Source organism: Streptomyces sp. NPDC029164 (assembly GCF_055563995.1).
The window spans coordinates 220,664-243,976 of the sequence record NZ_JBVHWW010000002.1; the positions used below are offsets into that span (position 1 = coordinate 220,664).

Below are 23,313 nucleotides of genomic sequence, written 5' to 3' on the forward strand. Positions count from 1 at the left end.
AGCGAGGAGGTCACTGGCCGGCCGCCTGCCCGGAGAGGAGCGAGTCGGGCCGGCTGCGCAGGGTCTCGTCGACGACGCTGCCGTCACGCAGGAAGACCACGCGGTCGGCCCAGGCGGCGAACCGCGGCTCGTGCGTGACGAGGACCCCGGCCGCGCCCGCGTCGCAGCGGGAGCGCAGCAGGGAGAGGACGGACTCGCCGGTCTCGGAGTCGAGGGCGCCGGTGGGCTCGTCGGCGAGGACGAGGCGGCGGTCGCCCACGAGGGCGCGGGCGATGGCCACGCGCTGCTGCTGGCCGCCGGACATCTCGTCGGGGAAGCGGTCGGCGAGCGTGCCGAGGCCCATCTCCTCCAGCGCGGCGAGCGCGGACACCCGCGCCTTGCGGGCGGAGGTCCCGTCGAGTTCCCGGGGCAGGGCCACGTTCTCGGCGGCGGTGAGGGCAGGGATCAGGTTGTAGTCCTGGAAGACGTACCCGATGCTGCGGCGGCGCAGGGCAGCCAGCTGCTTGCGGCTCGCCGCGGTGATGTCGGTGCCCTCGACCATGACCCGGCCGCTGCTCGGGGTGTCGAGGCCGCCCGCGAGGGTCAGCAGCGTGGACTTGCCGGAGCCGGACGGGCCCATGACGGCGACGAGTTCGCCGGGGAAGACCGAGAGGTTGATCCCCCGCAGGGCGTGCACTTCGGTGGCGCCGCTGCCGTGGGTGCGGACGAGTTGGTCCAACTGCAGTACGGGCTGCTGGGGCTGGTGCTGATCGGGCATGAGGGGTCCCCCCTGGAACGGTGGTTCAGCCTCGCCGCGTACGGGCGGTGCGGGGCCGGTCGGTGGTGGTCGGTGCCGGGCTCTCGGCTGCGGTGGCCTGGGGTGGTTCGGCTTCACCGGCTCTCCGGTCGGCCGGCAGGGAGAGCCGTACGAGCCGGGCTTCGCTGTGGTCGAGCCAGCGGGCTTCGGCCTCGGTCTGGAAGATCAGCTGTTCCAGGACGAGCAGCCAGGCCACGTCGTCGCGTTCGCGGGACTGCCCGCTCTCGACCGCGGCGAGCGCCGTGGCCTTGAGCCGGGTGTAGTCCTGCATCGCCTTGATGGTGGCGTGGCGCTGGGACTGGATGACGGCGCGGATGTCCACTCCGGGCGCGCCCACGGCCATCGCGAGCTTGATGGAGAGCTCGTCGCGGGGCGGATTGGCCCGGTCGACGGGGCGCTCGTACCACTCGCGCAGCTCGGTGCGCCCGGTGTCGGTGATGGCGTACAGGGTGTGCCCGGCGGCGTCCTCGCCGCCGGGGGCGACGAGACCGTCGCGTTCGAGGCGGGCGAGGGTGGTGTACACCTGCCCGACGTTGAGCGGCCAGGTGGAGCCGGTGCGGGATTCGAACTCGGTGCGCAGCTGGGAGCCGTACCGAGGACCCCGTTCCAGTAGGGCGAGAAGCCCGTGACGGATCGACATACTGAGTATGTATACCGAGTATGTTCACGCTCGGCAACCATCCTCAGGCGTACGCCGGAAGGCGGACGCCTGCGCGCGGCTCGCCGCCGCGCCCTCCTAGATGCTCCGGCGCAGGCGCACGCCGAGGTAGCCCAGACCCAGTCCCATCAGGGCGAATCCGGTGCCGAGCGGCAGTATGTGCGCGGCCAGGTCGGCGGCCCGGTCGTTCGGTTCGGTGCCCAGGGCGGTGACCTCCCCCTGCGGGCCGCGCGGGCTCGGGGCCACGGCCGGTGGGGACGGTGGGAGTGGCGGCGGTGGAGCCGGGGGTGTGGGCCGGACGTGCGGGCGGACCGGCAGCGGCCGGGCGGCCACGGCCGGCTCCGGGTTGGCGGGCTCGCCCACCGGCCGGCCGGGCCGCTCCCGCCCGACCCCGGCGAAGCTGCCGGCGAGCTCGCGGTGTGCCTCGTCCGACGGCGAGGCGGAGCGGGTGGGTGAGGCGGGCAAGGCGGGGGAGGCGGCAGAGGTGCGCGAGGCGGCAGAGGTGTGCGAGGCGGCGCCGGGGGACAGCGCGAAGGGGCCGGCGTACGCGGAAGCGGCGGGCGCGAGGGCGGCGGCGGCCAGTGCCGCGCAGGCCAGCCAGCGCGGCGGACGGAAGCCTTGGATCACGGGGAGCCCCTCCCGTCCCGAGCGGCCGAGTCGTTCGCTCAGCGTCAGAGATATGCGCCCAGAGTTACATAGTGGGGCAAAACCGGCATCCCGGGCGCCCTATTGGGGTGCCCGGGATGCCGGTGTGTCGTGAGGTGTGTCGCGAGGCGCCTCTACCGTGGACTGCTCGGGACTGCTCGGGGCTGCCCGGGACTGCCCGGGACTACTCCGGATTGCCGGTCGACACGGTCAGCGTGTACTCCGTGCCTTCCTTGTCGATCTTGTCGCCGGCGGCCGGCGACTGGATCAGCACCGTGTCCTTGCCGTAGACGGCCTCGTCCTTGTATTCGATCTTGTACTTGCCGCGCGAGGCCTGGATGCACTCCTTCACGGAGAGCAGGTTCTTGTACTTGAGGTCCGGCGCCGAGTACTTGCCGGCCTCGCTGTAGTGCTTCACCGGCTCCGAGCACTTCTTCGGGTCGATCGTGCGCGTGGTGTCGGGCCCCTTGAACCCGGCCTTGGCCGAGGCGGACGCGGACGTGGAGGCCCCCGGGTCCGCCGTGGTGCCCCCCTTCTTGTCGTCGCCGTTCATCGCGATCGCCGCGATCAGGCCGCCGACGGCCAGCAGCGCCACCGCGACCGCGCCCGCGACCACCGGCATGTTCCGCTTGCCGTCGCCGCCCGCCGCGGACGGGTTCTGCGCGGCCACCGGGGAGATCGTGTACGGCTGCCCGGTCTGCTGCAGCGCGTACGGCTGCGGCGCGGGCGTGTGCGGGTAGGCGTAGCCGCCCTGCGCGTGCGGCTGCGGGGCGGGCGTCGGCGCGTACGGGGCGGGCGTCGGGGTGTGCGGGGCCTGGTACGGCTGCTGCACCGACTGCGGCGCCGCCTGGAACCCGGAGTCCACCGGCGGGAACACGGCCGAGCCCACGCCCGCACCGCTGCTCAGCGGCCCCTGGCCCTGGATGATGACCGGCGCCCCGGTCTGCCCGGAGGCCAGCACCCGCGCCACCTCGTCGCCCATGGCCGCGGCCGTGGGGAAGCGCTCGTTCGGGTTCTTCTTGAGGGCCCGCGCCACCAGCGCGTCCATCGCCGGGGTGAGCGAGCGGTTGACGGAGGACGGGGCGACCGGCTCCTCCTGCACGTGCGCGTACGCGATGGCCAGCGGCGAGTCCGCGTCGAAGGGGATCCGCCCGGTCAGCAGCTGGAACAGCATGATGCCGACCGAGTACAGGTCGGAGCGGGCGTCGACCCCGCGCCCCAGCGCCTGCTCGGGCGAGAGGTACTGCGGGGTGCCGACGACCATGCCGGTCTGGGTCATCGAGGTGACCCCCGACTGCATGGCGCGGGCGATGCCGAAGTCCATCACCTTGACCACGCCGCGCTTGTTCACCATGACGTTGCCGGGCTTGATGTCGCGGTGGACGAGCCCCATCTCGTGGCTGGTCTCCAGGGCGGCCAGCACGTCGGCCGTCACCTTCAGGGCCTTGTCCGCCGGCATGGCCCCGTACTGTCGGATGTCCGCCTCCAGCACCGAGCCGAGGGGCTGGCCTTCCACGTATTCCATGACGATGTAGGGCATCACGGCGCCGTCGCCCGCGCCGGAGCCGCTGAACGTCACTTCGCCTTCACCGGTGTCGAATACCGAGACGATGTTCGTGTGCGACAGTTTCGCTACAGCCTGCGCCTCGCGGCGGAACCGCTCGCGGAAGGACTGTTCGCGGCCGAGGTCGCTGTGCAGGGTCTTGATGGCGACCTGCCGGTCGAGCGCCGAGTCGTACGCCAGGTAGACGGACGCCATGCCGCCCGCCCCCAGCAAGTCCCTTAGCTGGTAACGGCCACCGGCCAGAGAGCCGCCCGCGTACTGGCCCTGAGTGCCGTCCTGGCTCATGACTGTTGCTTCCCCTCGGGATGTGTCCCTACGCCGTTGGCCGGGCGCATATGGCGCCCAGTCTGCCCGAGGGCAAGCAGACGTCAAGCCAGGTGCCCGTTCCGTGACCACATGGGCACAGGGTGGTCTTGTCCGAACGGTGACCGGTTCCGAGGCTGTAGCGTTCGTCGGAACACCAAAGAAGAGGACTACCGCTCAGCGGCGGCCGAGAGAGACGACGGCGAGGACTGATGGCACCCGAACCCGAGGGAAACGGCGCCGGGATGACCGATGGTCCTGAGCACTGGGGCGCCGGCGGCCTGGTGGGAGACGGCCGTTACCGGCTGACGCACCGGCTGGGCCGGGGCGGCATGGCCGAGGTCTTCGCGGCCGAGGACGTACGGCTGGGACGCACCGTCGCCGTGAAGCTGCTGCGCGCCGACCTGGCCGAGGACCCGGTGTCCAAGGCCCGCTTCACCCGCGAGGCGCAGTCCGTCGCCGGGCTGAACCACCACGCCGTCGTCGCCGTGTACGACTCGGGCGAGGACCGGGTCGGCCCGAATACCGTCCCCTACATCGTGATGGAGCTGGTCGAGGGCCGCACCATCCGCGACCTGCTGGTCAGCGCCGAGGCCCCGGGCCCCGAGCAGGCGCTCATCATCACCTCGGGCGTGCTCGAGGCCCTCGCGTACTCGCACCAGCACGGCATCGTGCACCGCGACATCAAGCCGGCGAACGTCATCATCACCGAGGCCGGCGCGGTGAAGGTGATGGACTTCGGCATCGCCCGCGCCCTGCACGGCGTCCAGTCGACGATGACCCAGACCGGCATGGTCATGGGCACCCCGCAGTACCTGTCGCCCGAGCAGGCCCTCGGCAAGGCCGTGGACCACCGCTCCGACCTGTACGCGACCGGCTGTCTGCTCTACGAACTCCTCGCGCTGCGGCCCCCGTTCACCGGCGAGACCCCGCTGTCGGTGGTCTACCAGCACGTCCAGGACGTGCCCGTGCCGCCTTCGCAGCTGCCGGAGGGCCACCACATCCCGCAGGAGCTCGACGGGCTCGTCATGCGCTCCCTCGCCAAGGACCCGGACGACCGGTTCCAGAGCGCCGAGGAGATGCGCGGGCTGGTCCAGTACGCGCTGCAGATGCTGCACGACCAGGGGGCGAACACCGGCACCTGGAACACCGGTCCGGTCACCATGGCCCTGCCGCACGGCCGGGGCGGCGGGGGCGCCACCACCGTCATGCCCGTGGCCGGGACCGGCGGGCAGCGGCAGTACCCCGCGCACTCCTCGACCTCGCAGTTCCAGCAGCCGATGGTGCCGCCGCTGAACCCGGACGACGGCTCGGCGTTCCCCGGCGGCCGCGGCCCCGGTGGCAACGGCGGCGGCTACGACGGCTACGACGACCGCGGCGGCAGCGGCAGCCGCTGGAAGATGTGGCTGTTCGCGGTGCTCGCGATCGTCGCGATCGCGGGCGGCGTGGCCTTCGCGGTCAACAGCGTGGGCAGCAAGGGCGACGAGAAGCAGACGCCGGGCACCAAGCCGAGCTCCAGCGCCGCGCCGAGCGCGTCCAAATCCCCGGACGCCCAGCCTTCGCAGCAGGCCACGGAGAACACGCCGTCGAACAACGACAACCAGCCCACGCCGAGCCGCAGCCGGACGCAGAGCTTCAGCCCGTCGAACTCGCCGACCGTCTCGCACTCGCCGACCGGTTCGACCTCGCCGTCCAACACGGCGACGACGAAGCCCTCGACGACCCCGTCGACCAAGCCCACGCCGACGGCGGCGACGAAGCCCCCGGAGACGGGCGGCCCCGGCGGCCTGTCCGAGGAATGACGGACGGGGAATTCAGAGCGATCAGAGCGCGTGCTGGTACTGCCGTTCGGGATTCCCGGCGAGCGAGTGCACGGTGATGAACTGGGGTTCGATCCGCAGGCAGACGGGGTCGAACACCGCGCCGTCCACGGAATGCAGACCCGGACCGAATAGTTCCAGTTCTGCGGTGGTCGGCTCGATGAGCTGCGCCGTTCCGGTGAACTGCACCGACCAGAGCCGCGGGTCCGGGGAATTGAAGTTGTCCGCCCCATAGGCCACCACACTGCCGTTGCACGCCTGGTGGCAGCCGAAACGGGAGTGCATTCTCCGTACCACCCCGCCGTCCACCACGATGTGGCGGGCGAGGGCGAGGAAGGCAGACACGGCGCGCCCGGGGAACGCCGGCCGCGGGCCGCCTAGCGCTTCTCGGCCTGCAGGCGGGCCACGTAGGCGGCGGCCTGGGAGCGGCGCTCCATGCCCAGCTTCGAGAGCAGGCTGGAGACGTAGTTCTTGATGGTCTTCTCGGCCAGGTGCAGCCGCTCGCCGATGACGCGGTTGGTCAGGCCCTCGCCGATCAGGTCGAGGATCCTCCGCTCCTGCTCGGTGAGGTGGGAGAGCCGGTCGTCGCGCTTGCCGTTCTTGCCGTCGCGCAGCCGCTCCAGTACGCGGGCGGTGGCGACCGGGTCCAGCAGGGACTTGCCGGCGGCCACGTCGCGCACCGCGCTGAGCAGCTCGTTTCCGCGGATCGCCTTCAGTACGTAGCCCGAGGCGCCGGCCATGATCGCGTCGAACAGTGCCTCGTCGTCGGCGAAGGAGGTCAGCATCAGGCACTTGACGTCCTCGTTCATGGAGCGCACCTCGCGGCACACCTCCACACCGCTGCCGTCGGGCAGCCGGACGTCGAGGACGGCGACGTCGGGGCGGGTGGCGGGGATGCGGACCAGAGCGTCCGCGGCCGTACCGGCCTCGCCGACGATCTCGATGTCCTGTTCGACCGACAAGAGCTCGTGGACGCCCCGACGTACCACTTCGTGGTCGTCCAGGAGGAATACCTTGATTTTTCCGGCTTCGCGCACGAAGTCAGTTTCACACACTCACCCCTTCCCTGCCGGAGTTACCCGGGATAACGTGCCGTTGTTCCCGGCCCCTGCAAGGCTGTGACCAGTGGTTGTTCCCGTTGTCGCGGATTTACTTGGAAATCCAAGCAAAAACGCAGGTCAAACGGGGTTTCGCAGTTATGCGGCGCACTGGGTAACGTGCATTGCGCAGGGCACTCGCCGGGGCACCTGTCACGCCTGAATCCCGTACGCGACGCGCACACACCCCGTGCGCTCGTCACGGATGCAGGTGAGCCGCACTGGACCCCGGAGAACCCGGGTGCCGGACCGACGGAGGAGCACACGTGACCGTGGAGAGCACTGCCGCGCGCAAGCCGCGACGCAGCAGCGGCACCAAGCGGGCGGCAGGCGCGGCGAGCGCCGCCAAGCCCGCCGCTGCCACCGCGCAGACGCAGGATGTCGTACCTCAGCTCGTACAGCTGCTGACGCCCGAAGGGGACCGCGTCGACAACGCGGAGAACGCCGAGTTCGCCCCCTTCGTCGCCGACATCACCACCGAGGACCTGCGCGGGCTGTACCGCGACATGGTCATGACCCGCCGGTTCGACGGTGAGGCGACCGCCCTGCAGCGTCAGGGCGAGCTGGGCCTGTGGGCCTCGCTCCTCGGCCAGGAAGCCGCGCAGATCGGCTCCGGCCGGGCGCTGAACGACCAGGACTACGTCTTCCCGACGTACCGCGAGCACGGCGTGGCCTGGTGCCGCGGGGTCGACCCGACCAACCTGCTCGGCATGTTCCGCGGCGTGAACCACGGCGGCTGGGACCCGAACACCAACAACTTCCACCTCTACACGATCGTCATCGGCTCGCAGACGCTCCACGCGACCGGTTACGCGATGGGCGTGGCCAAGGACGGCGCGGACGCGGCCGTCATCGCCTACTTCGGCGACGGCGCGTCCAGCCAGGGCGACGTGATGGAGGCCTTCAACTTCTCCGCCGTCTACAACTCCCCCGTGGTGTTCTTCTGCCAGAACAACCAGTGGGCGATCTCCGAGCCGACCGAGCGCCAGATGCGCGTGCCGCTCTACCAGCGCGCGCAGGGCTTCGGCTTCCCCGGCATCCGCGTCGACGGCAACGACGTGCTGGCCTGCCTGGCCGTGACCCGCTGGGCCCTGGACCGGGCGCGCCGCGGCGAGGGCCCGACGCTGGTCGAGGCGTTCACGTACCGGATGGGCGCGCACACCACCTCCGACGACCCGACCAAGTACCGGCGGGACGAGGAGACGGCGGCCTGGGAGTCCAAGGACCCGATCCTGCGCCTGAAGGCCCACCTGCTGGCCACGGGCGGCGCCGACGAGGCGTTCTTCGCCGAGCTGGAGGCCGAGAGCGAGGTCATGGGCAAGCGCGTGCGCGAGGCCGTGCGCTCCATGCCCGACCCGGACACCATGGCGATCTTCGAGAACGTCTACGCGGACGGGCACGCGCTCGTCGACGAGGAGCGCGCGCAGTTCGCCGCCTACCTCGCGTCCTTCGAGTCGGCCGAGGAGGGTCACTGATGGCTGTCGAGAAGATGTCGATCGCGAAGGCGCTCAACGAGTCGCTGCGCAAGGCCCTGGAGCAGGACCCGAAGGTCCTGATCATGGGTGAGGACGTCGGCAAGCTGGGCGGTGTCTTCCGGATCACCGACGGCCTGCAGAAGGACTTCGGCGAGGAGCGGGTCATCGACACCCCGCTCGCCGAGTCGGGCATCGTCGGCACCGCGATCGGCCTGGCCCTGCGCGGGTACCGGCCGGTCGTGGAGATCCAGTTCGACGGTTTCGTCTTCCCCGCGTACGACCAGATCGTCACGCAGCTCGCGAAGATGCACGCGCGGGCCCTGGGCAAGATCAAGATGCCGGTCGTCATCCGCATCCCGTACGCGGGCGGCATCGGCGCGGTCGAGCACCACAGCGAGTCCCCGGAGGCGCTCTTCGCGCACGTCCCGGGCCTCAAGGTGGTCTCCCCGTCGAACGCGAGCGACGCCTACTGGATGCTCCAGCAGGCGATCCTCAGCGACGACCCGGTGATCTTCTTCGAGCCGAAGCGCCGCTACTGGGACAAGGGCGAGGTCGACGCCGACGCCATCCCCGGTGAGCTGCACAAGGCGCGCGTGGCCCGCGAGGGCTCGGACCTCACCCTGGCCGCCTACGGTCCGATGGTGAAGGTCTGCCTGGAGGCGGCGGCCGCGGCCGCCGAGGAGGGCAAGTCGGTGGAGGTCGTCGACCTGCGCTCGATGTCCCCGGTCGACTTCGACGGTCTGCAGACCTCGGTCGAGAAGACCCGCCGGCTGGTCGTCGTGCACGAGGCCCCGGTGTTCCTGGGCATGGGTTCCGAGATCGCCGCCCGCATCACGGAGCGGTGCTTCTACCACCTGGAGGCGCCGGTGCTGCGCGTGGGCGGATTCCACGCCCCGTACCCGCCGGCCCGCCTGGAGGACGAGTACCTGCCGGGCCTGGACCGGGTGCTCGACGCCGTCGACCGCTCGCTGGCGTACTGAGGAGCCACGTTCATGACGATCCGCGAATTCAAGATGCCCGACGTGGGCGAGGGCCTCACCGAGGCCGAGATCCTCAAGTGGTACGTCCAGCCGGGTGACACCGTCACCGACGGTCAGGTCGTCTGCGAGGTCGAGACGGCCAAGGCCGCCGTGGAACTGCCGATCCCGTTCGACGGTGTCGTGCACGCGCTCCTCTTCGAGGAGGGCACCACGGTCGACGTCGGCCAGGTGATCATCTCGGTGCAGACGGAGGCCGGCGCCGGTGCCGGGGCGCCGGTGCAGGAGGCGGCCCCGGCCGCCGCAGCGACGCCTGCCGCCCCGGCCGTCGCCGCCGAGGCGGAGGAGCCGGCCGCCGCGGCCCGCCAGCCCGTCCTGGTCGGCTACGGCGTCTCCACCGCGTCCACGAAGCGCCGCCCGCGCAAGGCGGTCGCGGGGGCACCCGCGCAGAACGGCACCGCCCCGGCGGCGCCCGCGGTTCCCGCCGCGGCTCCGGTCCTCCCCGCGGTCCCGGCGCAGCCGGGCGGCGAGCGGCCGCTGGCCAAGCCGCCGGTGCGCAAGCTCGCCAAGGACCTTGGCATCGACCTGGCCTCGGTGGTCCCCACCGGTGACGGCGGGGTCGTGACCCGGGAGGACGTCCACGCGGCGGCCGCCGCGGCGATCGCCCCGCAGGCCGTGCCCGCCGCGGCCCCGGCAGCGGCCCCCGTCGCGGCTCCGGCCGTCCAGGCGGCCGAGGTGCCGGCGTCGGCGCGGGAGACCCGCATCCCGGTCAAGGGCGTCCGCAAGGTCACCGCCCAGGCCATGGTCGGCTCGGCCTTCACGGCGCCGCACGTCACCGAGTTCATCACGCTCGACGTGACGCGCACGATGAAGCTGGTGCAGGAGCTCAAGGACGACCCGGACCTCGCGGGGCTGCGCATCAACCCGCTGCTCCTCATCGCGAAGGCCGTCCTGGTGGCCATCCGCCGCAACCCGGACGTCAACGCGTCCTGGGACGAGGCGGCCCAGGAGATCGTGCTCAAGCACTACGTGAACCTGGGCATCGCGGCGGCCACCCCCCGCGGGCTGATCGTCCCGAACATCAAGGACGCCCACGCCAAGACGCTCGGCGAGCTGTCGACGTCCCTGTCCGAGCTGGTCGCCACGGCCCGCGACGGCAAGACCTCGCCGGCCGACATGCAGAACGGCACCATCACCATCACCAACGTCGGCGTCTTCGGCGTCGACACCGGTACGCCCATCCTGAACCCGGGCGAGTCCGCGATCCTCGCGGTCGGCGCGATCAAGCTCCAGCCGTGGGTCCACAAGGGCAAGGTGAAGCCGCGGCAGGTCACGACCCTGGCGCTGTCGTTCGACCACCGTCTCATCGACGGCGAGCTCGGCTCCCGCTTCCTGGCCGACATCGCGGCGGTCCTGGAACACCCCCGCCGCCTGATCACCTGGTCGTAACGCCCCGCACCACGCTCCACCCGATGGCTCCACCCGATGGCCGGCCTCCCCCGCGGAGGCCGGCCATCGGCCGTCGGCGTGCGCGGTTGTGCGGAGCCGGGTGTATCTCCAGGGGCACTCTGACCGGCAGCGGCCGGGAAGGCCCTGGTCAGGGCGAAGGGGTTGTGTGATCATCGCCGGATGATCTTCCGTGCCGCCTCCACAGACCCCGCAGACCTCGACCGTGCCATCGCCTACCCGGAGGACGGTCCCGTCCCCTCCCTGAGCGCCGAGAAGATCCGCGAGGAGCTCGCCGAGAACCAGTTCCGCCCCGAGTGGATCTGGTTCGCCGAGGACGAGGACGGCGAGATCCTGGCCCGCGCCCTGTGGTGGGGCCGCTCCGACAGCGAGCAGCCCATCGCGCTCGACTGCCTCCAGGTCCGCTCCTCCGTGGCCGACCCGGCAGCGGTCGCCGCCGGGCTGCTGGAGGCCGGCCACGCCGCCTTCGGCCGGCTGCCCGGCTACAACATCTCCCTGCCCCGCGGCTGGCGGGCCGACCCGGAGCTGGCCGCGGCGATCGCCTGGCGCCAGGAGGCCGCGTACAAGACCGGCCTGACGCGCGAGATCGAGCGCCTGCGCTACGAGTGGACCCCGGCCGCCGGGACGGCGGAGCCCACCGGGCGGCTCGTCTTCCGCGACGGCACCGACGAGGAGTTCCTCGACGCCTTCGTCCGGCTGTCCACCGGCAGCCTCGACCTGCACACGCAGACCGAGCTCCAGTCGATGGACGCGGAACAACTGGCCCGTGAGGACGTGGAGTTCTACCTCGACTGCCCCGGCGAGCGTTCCTGGTGGCGGCTCGCCCACCTCCCTGACGGCACCCTCGCGGGCCTGGCCATCCCGTCGGCGACCCCGTACCACCGCAACGTCGGCTACCTGGGCGTCGTACCGGAGCAGCGCGGCCAGGGCCTGATCGACGAGATCCTGGGCGAGATCACCCGCTTCCACGCGGCCGAGGGCGCGCGCCGCATCACCGCGACCACGGACACCGTCAACGTCCCTATGGCGGCCGCCTTCGACCGCGCCGGCTACGAGGTCACCGAGATCCGCCTCGTCCTGGAGAGCCCCTCGATCTGACCCGGGCCGTGTGCCCGGCCCCGCGGCGGCGGTAATCTCCCGCCCGGGGAAGGGGGTCGGGTGTCCATCGCCGAATTGCAGGTGTACTCCGTCGAGGAGGCCGACGTCACGGGCGGCGTGTGCGTGGTCCGGTGCGTCGGCGGGGTGGCCCGGGCCGGACAGGTCTACGCCGTCGGGGAGTCGCGGATGGGCCTGCGCCACATCGAGCGGTACGGGCGGCCCGTCGGCTCCTTCGACGCCGGACACACCGCGAAGGTCCACCTCACGGGCGCCATGGTCGCCCTGCTCAGCCGCGGGCAGGTGCTGACGTCGGTGCCGCCCGACGGGCACTCGCTGGAGGACCTGGAGGCCTGGCTGGCCACCGGGCCGCCGCTGCGGGACGAACCCCAGCCGCGGACCCTGCGCGTCCTCGCCGGAGTGCGGATGCGCGACGACCGCCTCCCGGACGAGGTCCGGCTGCGCTGGGGCCGGATCGCGCTGGCCGCCACCCACCGGTGCGCGCGGGCCGAGGGCACGCCCGAACTGGTCCGGGCTCCCGAACTGGCCTGCGTACAGGGCTACTTGATCCAGCAGTTCGGCCCGGACCGCGGTGGCGACCCGGCGGCCCTGGCCCGGGAGCTGCTGGCCCTCATCGACCTCACCCCGGCGCAGGCGGCGGCGCAGGGCCGCGGCTGGCGCGACCTCCCGCACCACCGCATCCGGCACCTGCGCCGCATCAAGAGCCTGATCCCCTGGCTGACCGCCGTACGCCCCCACCTGCCGGACGCCGACCCGGTGGCGGAGGCGGTCGACGCCTGGTCGGCGGTCCGGCCCGACCTGCCGTGACCGGGTCCGGGCCGCTGACCGGGCCTAGCCCGCGGCGCGTGCGGCGTTGCCGAGGACCTTGGTCGGGGTGACGCGGACGACCACGCGGACGTCCGACGCCGGGGCGTCCCGGTACTCCTTGCCGGCGCCCGGGCCGAGGTACTCCTCGGCGATGCGGACGGCCACCGCCCGGCCGACGTCCTCGGTGACGGTGGCGGTGCCGCGGATCTCGGCGTAGAGGAAGGGATTGGCGAGGTCGAAGACGGTGACGCCGACCCGCCCGTCCCGGACGATGTTGCGCTCCTTGCGGCGGCCCTGCTCGGTGGAGATCAGCAGGTCGCCGCCGTCGCGGGTCACCCAGATCACCGAACTCTGCGGACTGCCGTCGGGGTTGATGGTCGAAAGCACGGCGGGGTGCGGAGAGTCGAGCAGACCCCGCACGGTCTCATTCAGCTCAACAGTCATGGCGGCGAGGCTAGTCGGGGCGTGTGGCGGGCCGCTCCCCGTTTCCGGTGGCGTCCGGTGACTAACCGAAGTCGCTCAGTTCCAGGGGATGTTGCGCCACGGACTCGCCGGATCGGTGGTCAGCTCCACGTGGGCGGCGAGGGCGCTCGTGTACCAGGTGCCGAACTCCTCCTCGTCGAAGTGCAGGCACCGGCCGAGGACGTACCCGGCGGAGAAGTCCTCCCACGAGCGGTACGTCTGGCGGGCCGCCTCCCCGGCGCGCAGTACGGCCTTCTCGGCCTCGTGGAGGGTGCCGTAACGGCAGCCGATGCCCCAGCGGGCCATCTGGGAGGCCCGGCCGAGGTCCCAGGCCTCCACCGAACGGACCCAGCCGTCCTCGGGGAGCAGTCCGTCGGCGCGGAAGCGCTGCTCGTAGCGGGCGATCCGGCCGATGAGGCGCTTGACCCCGGCGATCTCGCCCTCCACCTCGGCGGTGGGGCGCGGCTGGGCGACGGTGACCCCGTCGGGGGTGAGCTGCGGCTCGGCGGACCGCTCGGCGCTGCGGCGCAGGCTCGCCTCCGCGGCGTGCCGCCAGTGCTCGACGTCGACGGGTCCCGCGAAGTCGGAGGCGAGGACGCGGCGGACGCGGAGCGCGAACTCCCAGACGGGGCTGACCATGTCCACGCTCAGGAGCTGCTCCAGGGTGGACAGCCAGTCGGCGCGGTCGGTGATGCTCCAGCTCTTCCCGACGCGGCGGCGCTCGTGCTGGTAGCCGCTGCCGTGGTAGGCGAGGGCGTTCCAGAACTCACCGTTGGTCACGGCGAGATGGCCGCCGATGGCGAGGCCGTGCGCGATGGGCCCGTGCAGCGGGCCGCCGGTGAAGAGGGCGTGGACCTTCCCGTCGAGCAGGCCGTACAGGGGCGCGGCGTCCGCGTGCGCCCGCCAGCGGGCCAGGTCGGCGGGGGTGGTGGTGAGGTAGGCCTCGGTGGGGGTGCCCGGGTTCACGGCGAGGAAGGCGGGATCCCCGGGTCCCCAGACCTTGGAGAACCAGCCCAGGCTCCGGGACTCGAAGACCGTCTCGGGGGTGGGGGCGGGCAGCATGCCGGCGGTGTGGACGACGAGCATGCGGTCCGGGGTGGCGTGGAAGAACACGGAGTCGGGGTGCGCGTCGGACTGCACGCGGTGCTGGAGCAGGTAGAGCTGGGCGCGGGCGAGCACGTCGAAGTACGCGGCCCAGTCGCCGGCGGTCTTGGCCTCGTACAGCTCTCTCTCGATGACGCTCGGCGCGATCCAGGTGCCCATACGGGGACCTTATACGGGCCCCTGCGCGGGCGGTCGGGCCCGTACGGTCCTCACCCTGATCGGCGGTTTCCGGCATAGGCTTCGAGGCATGACCAGGCTCCTGTGCGCGAAGTCCCTCCACCCGGCGGCGCGATGAACGACGTCACGGCGAAGGACGTCACGGCGAACACCGTCACGATGTACTGGCGGCCGGGGTGCGCGTTCTGCATCAAGCTCCGCACGCAGCTGCGCCTGGCCCGGATCCCGTACCGGAAGGTCAACATCTGGCGGGACCCCGAGGCGGCGGCCTTCGTCCGCAGCGTCGCCGACGGCAACGAGACCGTTCCGACGGTGGTCGTCGGCGACCGCCCGGCCATGGTGAACCCCTCGGTCCGCCGCATCCGCGAGGCCCTGCCCGCCCTCCCGCTCCCGGTTCCCCCGCTCCCCGTCGAGTAACCCCGAGCGCAGCCGCCGCCCGGCCCCGGGGGAGGTCCGGGCGGCACGCCCCCCCGTGCCACCGCGCGACCGTGCGAACCCCCTTGACGCCCCCCGGTGAGGGAGGGACGCTCGCGGGTCTCGCATCCGAGCGGTTGCACACTGGGGGGCCGGTATGCCGGAGGAGTCTGTCCAGACGGTGGGGGAGCTGCGGGCGCGGCTCGCGGCTCGGGGGGCGCGCTGGTCCGTACTGGAGCACCTGGCCGACGAGGAGCCGGTGCCGCGGCCCTCGCTCGGTCTGGAGCCCGGGGCGAACCTGACGCCCGCCGAGGACGTGGGGCTCGTCGATCTGCGGGCACTCCTCGGGCACGCGAGCGGCAATCCCCATCTGACCCGGCGCCGCGCCGCCCACGGGTTCCTGGCGGGCCCGCCGACGGCCGGCGCGGCCCGGCCCGCCGCCGTGGACTGGCGCAACCGCTGGGGTTGGCCGTGGATCACCAAGGTCAAGGACCAGAACCCGTGCGGTTCCTGCTGGGCCTTCGGCGCCGTCGGCCTGGTGGAGTCCATGGCCCGCATCGAGCACTGCGTATGGGCGGAGCGCTCCGAGGGGGACGTGCACGACGGCCTGCGCTTCACCTGCGGGCAGGGTTCCCATCCGGAGACCGCGCTCGACTGGATCAAGGACAACGGCGGGCTCGCCGACCCGGACTGCTGGCCGTACAGCACCCCGCCCGCCGGTCTGCCCGCCGCCCGCCGCGACGCCTGGCGCGCCGAGTACACGCCCAGCTGGGACCGGTCCGGGCGCACCGTCCGGATCCCCGACTACGTGCGGCTGGGCGACGTCGAGCAGCAGAAGGTCTGGCTGGACACGGTCGGCCCGCTGACCGCCTGCTTCGACGTGTACGACGACTTCTTCGGCCTCGGCTCCGGCGTCTACCACCGCACCGGTGACCAGCTCGCGGGCGGCCACTGCGTGCTCATCGTCGGCTACGACGACGCGGCCGGCTGCTGGCTGTTCAGGAACTCCTGGGGGACCGGCTACCACGTCGGCGGCTACGGCCGGATCGCCTACGGCGAGGTCGGCATCGACCACTGGGCCAAGTGCGGCCTGCGCGGCACCAACATCGACCCGTGGACCAAGCGCCGCCTGCACACCGGCAACGTCTACGAGAGCGGCAACGGCCGCGCCCACCGCAACTTCGAGCTCCTCGCCACCACCACCGGCGGCCGTCTCCAGCACTGGTGGCGCGAGGGCGACGCCCCCTTCGCGTGGGCCCGCGCGGACACCTTCGCGAACGACGCCTGCGGCCAGCCCGCCTTCACCGGGACCACCTACAACCGCAACATGGAGTCCCTGCACGTGACCACCGGCGGCCGGCTGCGCCACTGGTACTTCGAGCAGTCCGTGCGCGTCTGGCGCGACGGCGGCGCCTTCGGGCCGGGCGACGCGGCCGTCGGCTCGACCCCGGCCTTCATCCAGAGCGACTACGGCAAGCCGGGCAACTTCGAGGTGGTCGTACGCACCGCCGACGGCCGCCTGAACCACTGGTGGCGCATCAACGGCGCCCCCTGGACCTGGAACGACGCCGGGCACTTCGCCTCCGGCATCGCCCACTTCGGGCCCGCCCTCGTCCAGACCCGCGGCCGTCACCTCGACCTCGTCGCCGCCCGTACGGACGGCCGCATGCAGCTGTGGTGGCGCGACGATCCGAACGGCTTCACCTGGCGCGCCGGGGAGGTCTTCGGCAGCGGCACGGCGGCCGTTTCCGCGCCCTGCCTGATCGAGGGGCAGTACGGGGCGGCCGACGAGGACACTGCGGGGAACTACGAGCTGTGCGTGGCCGTCGCCGGCGGCCGCGTGGAGCACTGGTGGCGGGGCAACGCGGCCGGCTCGGCCTGGACCCGCAGCGCCGTCTTCGGGCAGGACGTCGCCGCGGTCACCGGGATGCTCCAGGGCAGCTTCGGGTTCAACCTGGAAGTCGTCGTCCTGCGCACCGACCGCCGCCTCCAGCACTACTGGCGGGACCGCGCGGGCTGGCACGAGGGGGCTGTCATCGGCCCCGTCGGCTGAGATCCGGCAGCGGAGAGGACCGGGCGGGCGTGGAGGTACGGAGCGTCGTGCTGAGCCCCGGTGAGCCGTACGAGCTGCGGCTCACCGGACGCGGCGCGCGCGGCTACGTGTGGACCTGGCAGGTCACGGGGGACGCGGACGTGGTGGCGGTGGCGGAGGGGCCGCCGGCCGCCGGCGACCGCCTCCCCGGGGCCGCGGTCGAGCGGACGTACGTCGTACGGGGCCTGCCCCCGGGCGGCGGCCGGGCCCGGATCCGCTTCGCGCAGATCCGGCCGCCCTACCCGCAGGAGGCCCCGTACGACGAGTTCGTGCTGGACGTGGAGGTCACCCCGCGGACGGGCGGCGCCTGAGGACCCGGTGCTGCACGGCCTCCAGCGGACCCCGCTCGAAGCGGCGCAGCCACAGCCGGGACGCGGCGACCAGCGTCAGGCTCACCGCCGCCCACAGGCCCATCACCCACCAGGGGCCGCTGCCGCCCAGCCGGTCGGCGAGCCCGAGTCCGATGCCGTAGCAGAGCAGCATGCACAGCAGGTTCTGGCCGACGTAGCAGGACAGGGCGGTGCGGCCGACGGAGCCGAGGGCGTCGGCGCCGGGCACCCGGAAGCGGTCGAGGGCGCAGCCGATCAGGCCGATGTACCCGACGGCGATCAGCGGGGCGGTGCCGTAGCGGCTCAGGAGGAAGAAGTCGGTGCCGCCCAGCGTGGCGGCGGCGCCCAGCGGCAGGCCGGCGCCGAGGCCCCAGGCGGCCATCCGGACCCGGATCCGGTGCCCGACGGCGGTGGGCGCGAAGGCGCCGGCGCGGTGCAGCCGGACGCCGAGGAGGAAGAGGAAGACCAGCAGGCCGAAGGAGAAGACGGGCTCGATGCGCAGCACGAGGGCGTGGTCGAGCCGGAAGGCGATCTGGTCGGCCCAGCTGCCGTGGGCGTAGACCCGGACGGCCTCGGGGTCGGGGGCCTCGGGCCCGGAGGCCGGACTGGCGAGCTCCCCGAGCGTCACGAGGCCGACGAGGGCCAGGTGCAGCCCGCCCGCGGTCCACATCGCCACCCGCCGCACCTTCTCGGAGCGGGCGAGCAGCCAGGCCACCAGCAGGGCGGTGACGGCGTACCCCATCAGCACGTCCCAGGCGAAGACGAGGACGAAGTGGACCGTGCCCTCCAGGAAGAGGAACGCGGCCCGCCGCGGGTAGCGCCCGGGCCACGGCTCGCCGCGGCGCGCGGCGGAGTCGTACTGGATGGCCAGGCCGACGCCGAACAGGATCGTCAGCAGGGACAGGAACTTCCCGTCGGCGAGGAACCGGAACACGGTCTCGGCGAGGTGCGCCGCGGAGGGGTCCGCGATCGGGTCGGGCGCTCCCAGACCGCCCTGGAGCACGCTCCACTCCGAGCCGGGGGAGGTGAAGATCCAGACGTTGGTCATGAGGGTGCCGAGGATGGCGGCGCCGCGCAGGACGTCGAGGAGGGGGAGCCGGGTCGTGGTCACCTCGGGGGCGACGAGGGTCGTGTGGGCCATGACTCCAGCGTCCCGGCGCGCGGGGCCCCGTACGTCCTGCGGGTGGACGAGGCCCGCGTACATCCTTCGACGCACCGGCGCGGGGCGGAGGTCCACATCCCGGACGGGGCGGCCGGTGCACCCCTCATGTATCTATCCTGTGCGCATGCCGTCCGCCGCGCCTCCCGCCCAGAGCGCCACCCCCACCCCCAGCACTCCCCCCACCGCCGCCGAACGCGTCTACCGGCACGTCAAGGAGGGGGTTCTCGACCGCCGCTACGAAGGCGGCACCCTCCTCACCGAGGGCGAACTCGCCGAGGCCGTCGGGGTGTCCCGCACCCCGGTCCGCGAGGCGCTGCTGCGCCTGGAGACCGAGGGGCTGCTGAAGCTGTACCCGAAGAAGGGCGCGCTGGTGCTGCCGGTCTCCGCGCAGGAGATCACGGACGTGCTCGAAACCCGGCTGCTGGTCGAGGAGTTCACCGTACGCAGAGCCGTACCGGCGCCGCCCGGCCTGCTGGACCGGCTCGCGGCCCTGCTGGAGGAACAGCGCCGGCACGCCGCCGGGGGCGACCTCGCCGCGATGATGGCCGCCGACCGCGGCTTCCACGCCGAGATCGTGCGCAACGCCGGCAACCAGATCCTGTGCCGGCTCTACGACCAGCTCCGCGACAGGCAGCTGCGGATGGGCGTGGCCCTGCTGCACGCCCACCCCGACCGGCTGGAGCGCACCCTGGCCGAGCACGCCGAGATCCTGGACGCGCTGCGGGCCGGGGACGCGGACACGGCCGCCGCGGTGGTCCGCGGGCACATCGGGCGGGTCGGGGAACTGGTCCGGGGGCCGGGCCGGTGACCGCCCCGGTGACCGCGCGGGGGACCGAGCCGGGGAGCGAGCCGGGGAGCGCGCGGGGGAGCGCGCCGCAGCTGTTCCGGGACCCTCCCGGCGGCGGACGGGCCGTCGCCGTCTGGTCCATCGGCGTCGCCGTCTACTTCGTGGCGGTGATCTTCCGTACCAGCCTGGGCGTGGCCGGTCTCGACGCCGCCGACCGCTTCCACGTCAACGCCTCGGCGCTGGCCACCTTCTCCCTCCTCCAACTGCTCGTCTACGCGGGCATGCAGATACCCGTGGGCCTGATGGTCGACCGGCTCGGCACCAAGAAGGTGCTGACGCTCGGCGCGGTGCTCTTCACCGTCGGCCAGCTCGGCTTCGCGCTCTCCCCCTCCTACGGGATGGCGCTCGCCGCGCGGGCGCTGCTCGGCTGCGGCGACGCGATGACCTTCATCTCGGTACTGCGGCTCGGCACCCGGTGGTTCCCGGCCCGGCGCGGGCCGCTGATGGCGCAGCTCGCCGGGCTGGTCGGCATGGCGGGCAACCTCGTCTCCACGCTCGTCCTCGCCCCCGTCCTGCACGGCGTCGGCTGGACCGCGGCCTTCGCGGGGAGCGCGGTGGCCGGGCTGGTGGTGCTGGTGCCGCTGGTGCTGTTCCTGCGGGACCACCCGGAAGGGCACGGTCCGGCGCCGGTGCAGCGCGGGTCCGGCGGCTCCGGCGGCTCCGGTGGCCCCGGTGGCTTCGTCCGCCGTCAGATCCGCGAGTCCTGGGCCGAACCCGGCACCCGCCTCGGCCTGTGGGTGCACTTCACGACGCAGTTCCCCGCGATGGTGTTCCTGCTGCTGTGGGGCATGCCGTTCCTGGTGGAGGCGCAGGGGCTGTCGCGGACCACCGCGGGCGGACTGCTGACGCTGGTGGTCGCCTCCAACATGGCGCTCGGGCTGGTCTACGGCCAGGCCGTCGGCCGCCGTCAGTCCGCGCGGATCCCGCTCGCGCTGGGCACGGTCGGCCTCACGGCCCTCCTCTGGGCGGCCGTCCTCGCCTACCCGGGGGACGCGGCGCCGATGTGGCTGCTGATCATCCTGTGCCTGGTCCTCGGCGGCTGCGGTCCGGCGTCGATGATCGGCTTCGACTTCGCCCGCCCGGCCAACCCGCCGGAACGCCAGGGCACCGCCTCCGGGATCACCAACATGGGCGGCTTCATCGCGTCGATGACCACCCTGCTCACCGTGGGCGTGCTGCTCGACGCCACCGGCGACAACTACCGCATCGCCTTCTCGACCGTGTTCGTCCTCGAAGCGCTGGGCGTCTCCCAGATCCTCCGGCTGCGCCGCCGCGCACTGGCCCGGGAGGCGGAACCGGAGCGGGTGCCCCGGGCGTGTCCCCTGCCGGACGCCGCAGGGCGCGAGAGGCCGTAGGGCCGCAGTCCCGGGAGGGAGCGGCCGCAGGAGGGGGAACCGCAGGAATGCGGACGAAGCTGCCCGCCGCCACCGTCGACCAGCGCGCCGAGCGTGCCCCGCCCTTCCGCGAGGCGTACGGGATCAGACCCGCCGCGTTCCGCCGGGCCGCGGCAGAAGCCCGCCCGTACGGCGGCCCGTACGGCGGCTCCTGCGGCGGCGTTCCTACGGGGTGACGGAGAACTGCGTGAGGATGGCCTCCGCCAGCTCCGCGTCTCCCTCCACCTTCACCCGGTCCGCGACGGAACGAGCCCGCACCCGCCCCGCCGCCAGCCGGACGTACGTCTCCCAGTCCAGCGTCAGCGTCACCGCCGGGCCCAGCGACGGCGCCTTGTCGACCGTGCCGCGGCCGTCGGCGTCCACCCGTACCGTCCGCATGAACTCCAGCGGACCGTGCACGTCGACGACCACCGCCGAGTGAGCCGGCGCGCCCGCCCGCTTCGCCACCACCTTCGGCAGCCCGGCCAGCAGCATGTCCCGCGCCACGTACGCACCCGGCGCGTCCCAGTTCCCCGGCACGCCCAGCGCCGCCCGCAGGTCCTGTTCGTGGATCCACACGTCGAACGCGCGCAGCCGCAGCGCGTGCTCCAGCGTCACCTGGTCACCCAGCGGACCCCGCACCATCGTGTCCGGATCCCGCTTCTCGTTGCGCAGCTGCCGCGAGCGCCGGATGACGGTGTACTCCAGCTCCGAGGTCATCTCCGGCGCGGTGTGGTGACGCCGCACGTCGACCTGCACCTCCATGTACCGGCTGAACTCGTCCACCACGTGCCGCAGGTCCCGCGCCACCGTGTGGATCGGCCGCGGATCCCCGAGCTGCTCGCATTCGATGCCGATGATGTGTGACACGACGTCACGGACCGACCAGCCGGGGCACGGCGTCGCCCGGTTCCACTCGCCCTCCGGCAGGGGGAGGACCAGCTCGGATATCGCCTCGATGGAGTGCGTCCACGCGTCGGCATAGGGCTGAAGGCTGGGATGGACGGTCAACGGGACCCCTCGCGGTGCTGTTCAGTGGCGCGTTTTCGGAAGCAGTGGACTCAGTTTCCAAAACTACGCTGCCGGTGAGCACCCCGGCAGTGCTTTCGTGTGACGATCGTAGGCCCGAGTTGACGGCTTGAACGCCAGGACGGTGGTAGTGTGCGCGCCTCGCTGATCCAAATCGCAGTGAACGAGGGCGAGTCGGTGACTTCCCGACGTGCCCGCGTGGCCGAGCTCGTACGGGAGCAGGAGGGCTCCGACCTCGTCGTGCTGCCGGAACTGTGGCCCGTGGGCGCCTTCGCCTACGAGCAGTTCGAGACCGAGGCCGAACCCCTGGACGGCCCGACCTACGAGGTCATGTCCAAGGCCGCCCGCGACGCCGGGGTCTGGCTGCACGCGGGCTCGGTCGTGGAGCGCGCGGGCGACGGCTCCCTCTACAACACCGCCCTCGTCCTCTCCCCGGCGGGCGAGCTGGCCGCCACCTACCGGAAGATCCACCGCTTCGGCTTCGACCAGGGCGAGGCGGTGCTCATGTCACCGGGCGACTCCCTGACCACGGTGGAGCTGCCGGAGCAGACCCTCGGCATCGCCACCTGCTACGACCTGCGCTTCCCGGAGCTGTTCCGCGGCCTGGTCGACGCCGGGGCCACCACGATGGTCGTCGCGGCGGGCTGGCCCGCGCGCCGCCGCTCGCACTGGACGCTGCTCAACCGGGCCCGCGCCGTCGAGGACCAGTCGTACGTCCTGGCGTGCGGGCTGGCCGGCACCCACGCGGGCGTCGAACAGGCCGGGCACAGCCTGGTGGTGGACCCGTGGGGCGAGGTCCTGGCGGAGGCCGGTCCCGGCGAGGCCGTCCTCACGGTGGACCTGGACCCGGCCAAGGTGGCCGAGACCCGCGCCCAGTTCCCGGCCCTGAAGGACCGCCGCCTGGGTCGCGGCGGCCAGGCGTGACCGCAGGGATGACGACCGCAGGGATGACGACCGCAGGGGTGACGACCGCAGGGGTGACGACCGCAGGGGTGACGACCACTGGCGTGACGACCGCAGGCGTGACGTACGAGTGGACCGGGGAGGCGGGGCGGCGGCTGGACGCGCTCGCCCGCGTCTACCAGGAGGTCTACGCGGAACCCCCGTACCGCGAGGGCCCCCGGGACGCCGCCGATTTCCGCGTGCGCGCCGGGCGGCAGGCCATGCGGGACGGCTTCCGGCTGGTCCTGGCGCGGGACGGAGACGAGCTCGTCGGCTTCTCGTACGGCTACCGGCTGCCCGCGGACACCGGGTGGTGGAAGGCCCTGGAGGAGCCGCTCGACGACGCATTCGCCGAGGAGGACGGGCGGCGGACCTTCAACGTGGCCGAACTCGCCGTGCGCGGCGCCTGGCGACGGCAGGGGATCGCGGCCGCCATGCACCGGCTCCTGATCGCGGACCGGGAGGCCGAGCGGATCACGCTGACCGTGCGCCCCGACCCCGAGGCCGCGCCCGCGCGGACGGCCTACGCCTCGTGGGGCTACCGGAAGGTCGGCCGGGCCCGGTACGGGGACGGGCACCCGGCCTGCGACGTGATGGTGCTGCCCGTGCCCGGCCGCGGCCCGGCGACCGGGCCGTAGCGCGGGACCGTCCGCCGGG

Annotated in this window: 24 protein-coding genes; 14 read left to right on the forward strand and 10 right to left on the reverse strand. The window is 72.8% G+C overall.

Annotated features, from left to right (window positions below):
• Positions 1-10: 10 nt before the first annotated feature.
• The 4 genes from ACZ4VT_RS03530 to ACZ4VT_RS03545 form a co-directional block, all read right to left on the reverse strand.
• Complete coding sequence (locus tag ACZ4VT_RS03530; protein ID WP_467946185.1) at positions 11-757, reverse strand: ABC transporter ATP-binding protein; 747 nt, start codon at positions 755-757, stop codon at positions 11-13.
• A gap of 25 nt (positions 758-782) precedes the next feature.
• A complete protein-coding gene (locus tag ACZ4VT_RS03535) occupies positions 783-1,436 on the reverse strand; it encodes a PadR family transcriptional regulator (RefSeq protein WP_467946187.1) in 654 nt (217 codons plus the stop codon).
• Positions 1,437-1,532: 96 nt separating this feature from the next.
• Positions 1,533-2,081, reverse strand: a complete 549-nt coding sequence (locus tag ACZ4VT_RS03540) for a hypothetical protein (protein ID WP_467946189.1) — start codon at positions 2,079-2,081, stop codon at positions 1,533-1,535.
• A gap of 202 nt (positions 2,082-2,283) precedes the next feature.
• Entirely contained in the window at positions 2,284-3,948 is a 1,665-nt protein-coding gene (locus ACZ4VT_RS03545) for a Stk1 family PASTA domain-containing Ser/Thr kinase (protein ID WP_467946191.1), read from the reverse strand.
• Positions 3,949-4,178: 230 nt separating this feature from the next.
• On the opposite strand from ACZ4VT_RS03545, the gene ACZ4VT_RS03550 reads away from it, so the two are divergent.
• Entirely contained in the window at positions 4,179-5,768 is a 1,590-nt protein-coding gene (locus tag ACZ4VT_RS03550) for a protein kinase domain-containing protein (protein WP_467946193.1), read from the forward strand.
• Positions 5,769-5,789: 21 nt separating this feature from the next.
• On the opposite strand, the gene ACZ4VT_RS03555 is transcribed toward ACZ4VT_RS03550, so the two are convergent.
• Both ACZ4VT_RS03555 and ACZ4VT_RS03560 read right to left on the reverse strand, forming a co-directional pair.
• Positions 5,790-6,131, reverse strand: coding sequence for a pyridoxamine 5'-phosphate oxidase family protein (locus ACZ4VT_RS03555; RefSeq protein WP_467946194.1), 342 nt, complete (start codon positions 6,129-6,131; stop codon positions 5,790-5,792).
• Between the two features lie 32 nt (positions 6,132-6,163).
• Positions 6,164-6,823: a response regulator gene (locus tag ACZ4VT_RS03560; protein ID WP_467946196.1), complete on the reverse strand. Its 660-nt coding sequence runs from the start codon at positions 6,821-6,823 to the stop codon at positions 6,164-6,166.
• 326 nt (positions 6,824-7,149) lie between these two features.
• Between ACZ4VT_RS03560 and pdhA the strand changes: the two genes are divergently transcribed.
• From pdhA to ACZ4VT_RS03585, 5 genes are all read left to right on the forward strand, one after another.
• On the forward strand, positions 7,150-8,358 hold the full coding sequence (gene pdhA / locus ACZ4VT_RS03565) for a pyruvate dehydrogenase (acetyl-transferring) E1 component subunit alpha (RefSeq protein WP_467946198.1): 1,209 nt from the start codon (positions 7,150-7,152) through the stop codon (positions 8,356-8,358).
• Complete coding sequence (locus tag ACZ4VT_RS03570) at positions 8,358-9,338, forward strand: alpha-ketoacid dehydrogenase subunit beta (RefSeq protein WP_467946200.1); 981 nt, start codon at positions 8,358-8,360, stop codon at positions 9,336-9,338. Before pdhA ends, ACZ4VT_RS03570 begins: the two co-directional genes overlap by 1 nt.
• Before the next feature lie 12 nt (positions 9,339-9,350).
• Positions 9,351-10,784: a dihydrolipoamide acetyltransferase family protein gene (locus tag ACZ4VT_RS03575; RefSeq protein ID WP_467946202.1), complete on the forward strand. Its 1,434-nt coding sequence runs from the start codon at positions 9,351-9,353 to the stop codon at positions 10,782-10,784.
• Between the two features lie 180 nt (positions 10,785-10,964).
• A complete protein-coding gene (locus ACZ4VT_RS03580; protein WP_467946204.1) occupies positions 10,965-11,900 on the forward strand; it encodes a GNAT family N-acetyltransferase in 936 nt (311 codons plus the stop codon).
• Positions 11,901-11,960: 60 nt separating this feature from the next.
• Positions 11,961-12,725, forward strand: coding sequence for a hypothetical protein (locus tag ACZ4VT_RS03585; protein WP_467946206.1), 765 nt, complete (start codon positions 11,961-11,963; stop codon positions 12,723-12,725).
• A 24-nt stretch (positions 12,726-12,749) separates the two neighbouring features.
• Here the strand turns inward: ACZ4VT_RS03585 and ACZ4VT_RS03590 are convergent, their stop codons facing one another.
• Together ACZ4VT_RS03590 and ACZ4VT_RS03595 are read right to left on the reverse strand one after the other, a co-directional pair.
• A complete protein-coding gene (locus ACZ4VT_RS03590; RefSeq protein WP_467946208.1) occupies positions 12,750-13,169 on the reverse strand; it encodes a PPOX class F420-dependent oxidoreductase in 420 nt (139 codons plus the stop codon).
• A 75-nt stretch (positions 13,170-13,244) separates the two neighbouring features.
• Positions 13,245-14,450: a DUF1266 domain-containing protein gene (locus ACZ4VT_RS03595; RefSeq protein WP_467946210.1), complete on the reverse strand. Its 1,206-nt coding sequence runs from the start codon at positions 14,448-14,450 to the stop codon at positions 13,245-13,247.
• A 132-nt stretch (positions 14,451-14,582) separates the two neighbouring features.
• Between ACZ4VT_RS03595 and ACZ4VT_RS03600 the strand changes: the two genes are divergently transcribed.
• The 3 genes from ACZ4VT_RS03600 to ACZ4VT_RS03610 all read left to right on the forward strand — a co-directional run bounded on the left by ACZ4VT_RS03600 (position 14,583) and on the right by ACZ4VT_RS03610 (position 17,285).
• Positions 14,583-14,885 carry a glutaredoxin domain-containing protein gene (locus tag ACZ4VT_RS03600; RefSeq protein WP_467946211.1) on the forward strand — a complete coding sequence of 101 codons (303 nt, stop codon included), beginning with the start codon at positions 14,583-14,585 and terminating at the stop codon, positions 14,883-14,885.
• A 154-nt stretch (positions 14,886-15,039) separates the two neighbouring features.
• A complete protein-coding gene (locus ACZ4VT_RS03605) occupies positions 15,040-16,935 on the forward strand; it encodes a C1 family peptidase (protein WP_467946212.1) in 1,896 nt (631 codons plus the stop codon).
• A 29-nt stretch (positions 16,936-16,964) separates the two neighbouring features.
• Positions 16,965-17,285, forward strand: coding sequence for a hypothetical protein (locus ACZ4VT_RS03610; RefSeq protein ID WP_467946214.1), 321 nt, complete (start codon positions 16,965-16,967; stop codon positions 17,283-17,285).
• Here ACZ4VT_RS03610 and ACZ4VT_RS03615 read toward each other — a convergent pair.
• Positions 17,260-18,444: a DUF418 domain-containing protein gene (locus ACZ4VT_RS03615; protein ID WP_467946216.1), complete on the reverse strand. Its 1,185-nt coding sequence runs from the start codon at positions 18,442-18,444 to the stop codon at positions 17,260-17,262. The two genes, ACZ4VT_RS03610 and ACZ4VT_RS03615, sit on opposite strands and share 26 nt — an antisense overlap.
• Positions 18,445-18,589: 145 nt before the next feature.
• On the opposite strand from ACZ4VT_RS03615, the gene ACZ4VT_RS03620 reads away from it, so the two are divergent.
• The 3 genes from ACZ4VT_RS03620 (at position 18,590) to ACZ4VT_RS03630 (ending at position 20,882) form a co-directional block, all read left to right on the forward strand.
• A complete protein-coding gene (locus tag ACZ4VT_RS03620; protein WP_467946218.1) occupies positions 18,590-19,273 on the forward strand; it encodes a GntR family transcriptional regulator in 684 nt (227 codons plus the stop codon).
• 71 nt (positions 19,274-19,344) lie between these two features.
• The gene (locus tag ACZ4VT_RS03625) at positions 19,345-20,667 is read left to right on the forward strand and encodes an MFS transporter (protein ID WP_467946428.1); all 1,323 of its coding nucleotides are present in this window, start codon (positions 19,345-19,347) and stop codon (positions 20,665-20,667) included.
• Between the two features lie 47 nt (positions 20,668-20,714).
• The gene (locus ACZ4VT_RS03630; protein ID WP_467946220.1) at positions 20,715-20,882 is read left to right on the forward strand and encodes a hypothetical protein; all 168 of its coding nucleotides are present in this window, start codon (positions 20,715-20,717) and stop codon (positions 20,880-20,882) included.
• Here the strand turns inward: ACZ4VT_RS03630 and ACZ4VT_RS03635 are convergent.
• Positions 20,872-21,696: a maleylpyruvate isomerase family mycothiol-dependent enzyme gene (locus ACZ4VT_RS03635; RefSeq protein ID WP_467946222.1), complete on the reverse strand. Its 825-nt coding sequence runs from the start codon at positions 21,694-21,696 to the stop codon at positions 20,872-20,874. The genes ACZ4VT_RS03630 and ACZ4VT_RS03635 overlap by 11 nt on opposite strands.
• Before the next feature lie 150 nt (positions 21,697-21,846).
• Here ACZ4VT_RS03635 and ACZ4VT_RS03640 point away from each other — a divergent pair, with 150 nt between their 5' ends.
• Together ACZ4VT_RS03640 and ACZ4VT_RS03645 are read left to right on the forward strand one after the other, a co-directional pair.
• Positions 21,847-22,638, forward strand: a complete 792-nt coding sequence (locus ACZ4VT_RS03640) for a carbon-nitrogen family hydrolase (protein ID WP_467946224.1) — start codon at positions 21,847-21,849, stop codon at positions 22,636-22,638.
• A gap of 83 nt (positions 22,639-22,721) precedes the next feature.
• Complete coding sequence (locus ACZ4VT_RS03645; protein ID WP_467946226.1) at positions 22,722-23,294, forward strand: GNAT family N-acetyltransferase; 573 nt, start codon at positions 22,722-22,724, stop codon at positions 23,292-23,294.
• Positions 23,295-23,313: the final 19 nt, after the last annotated feature.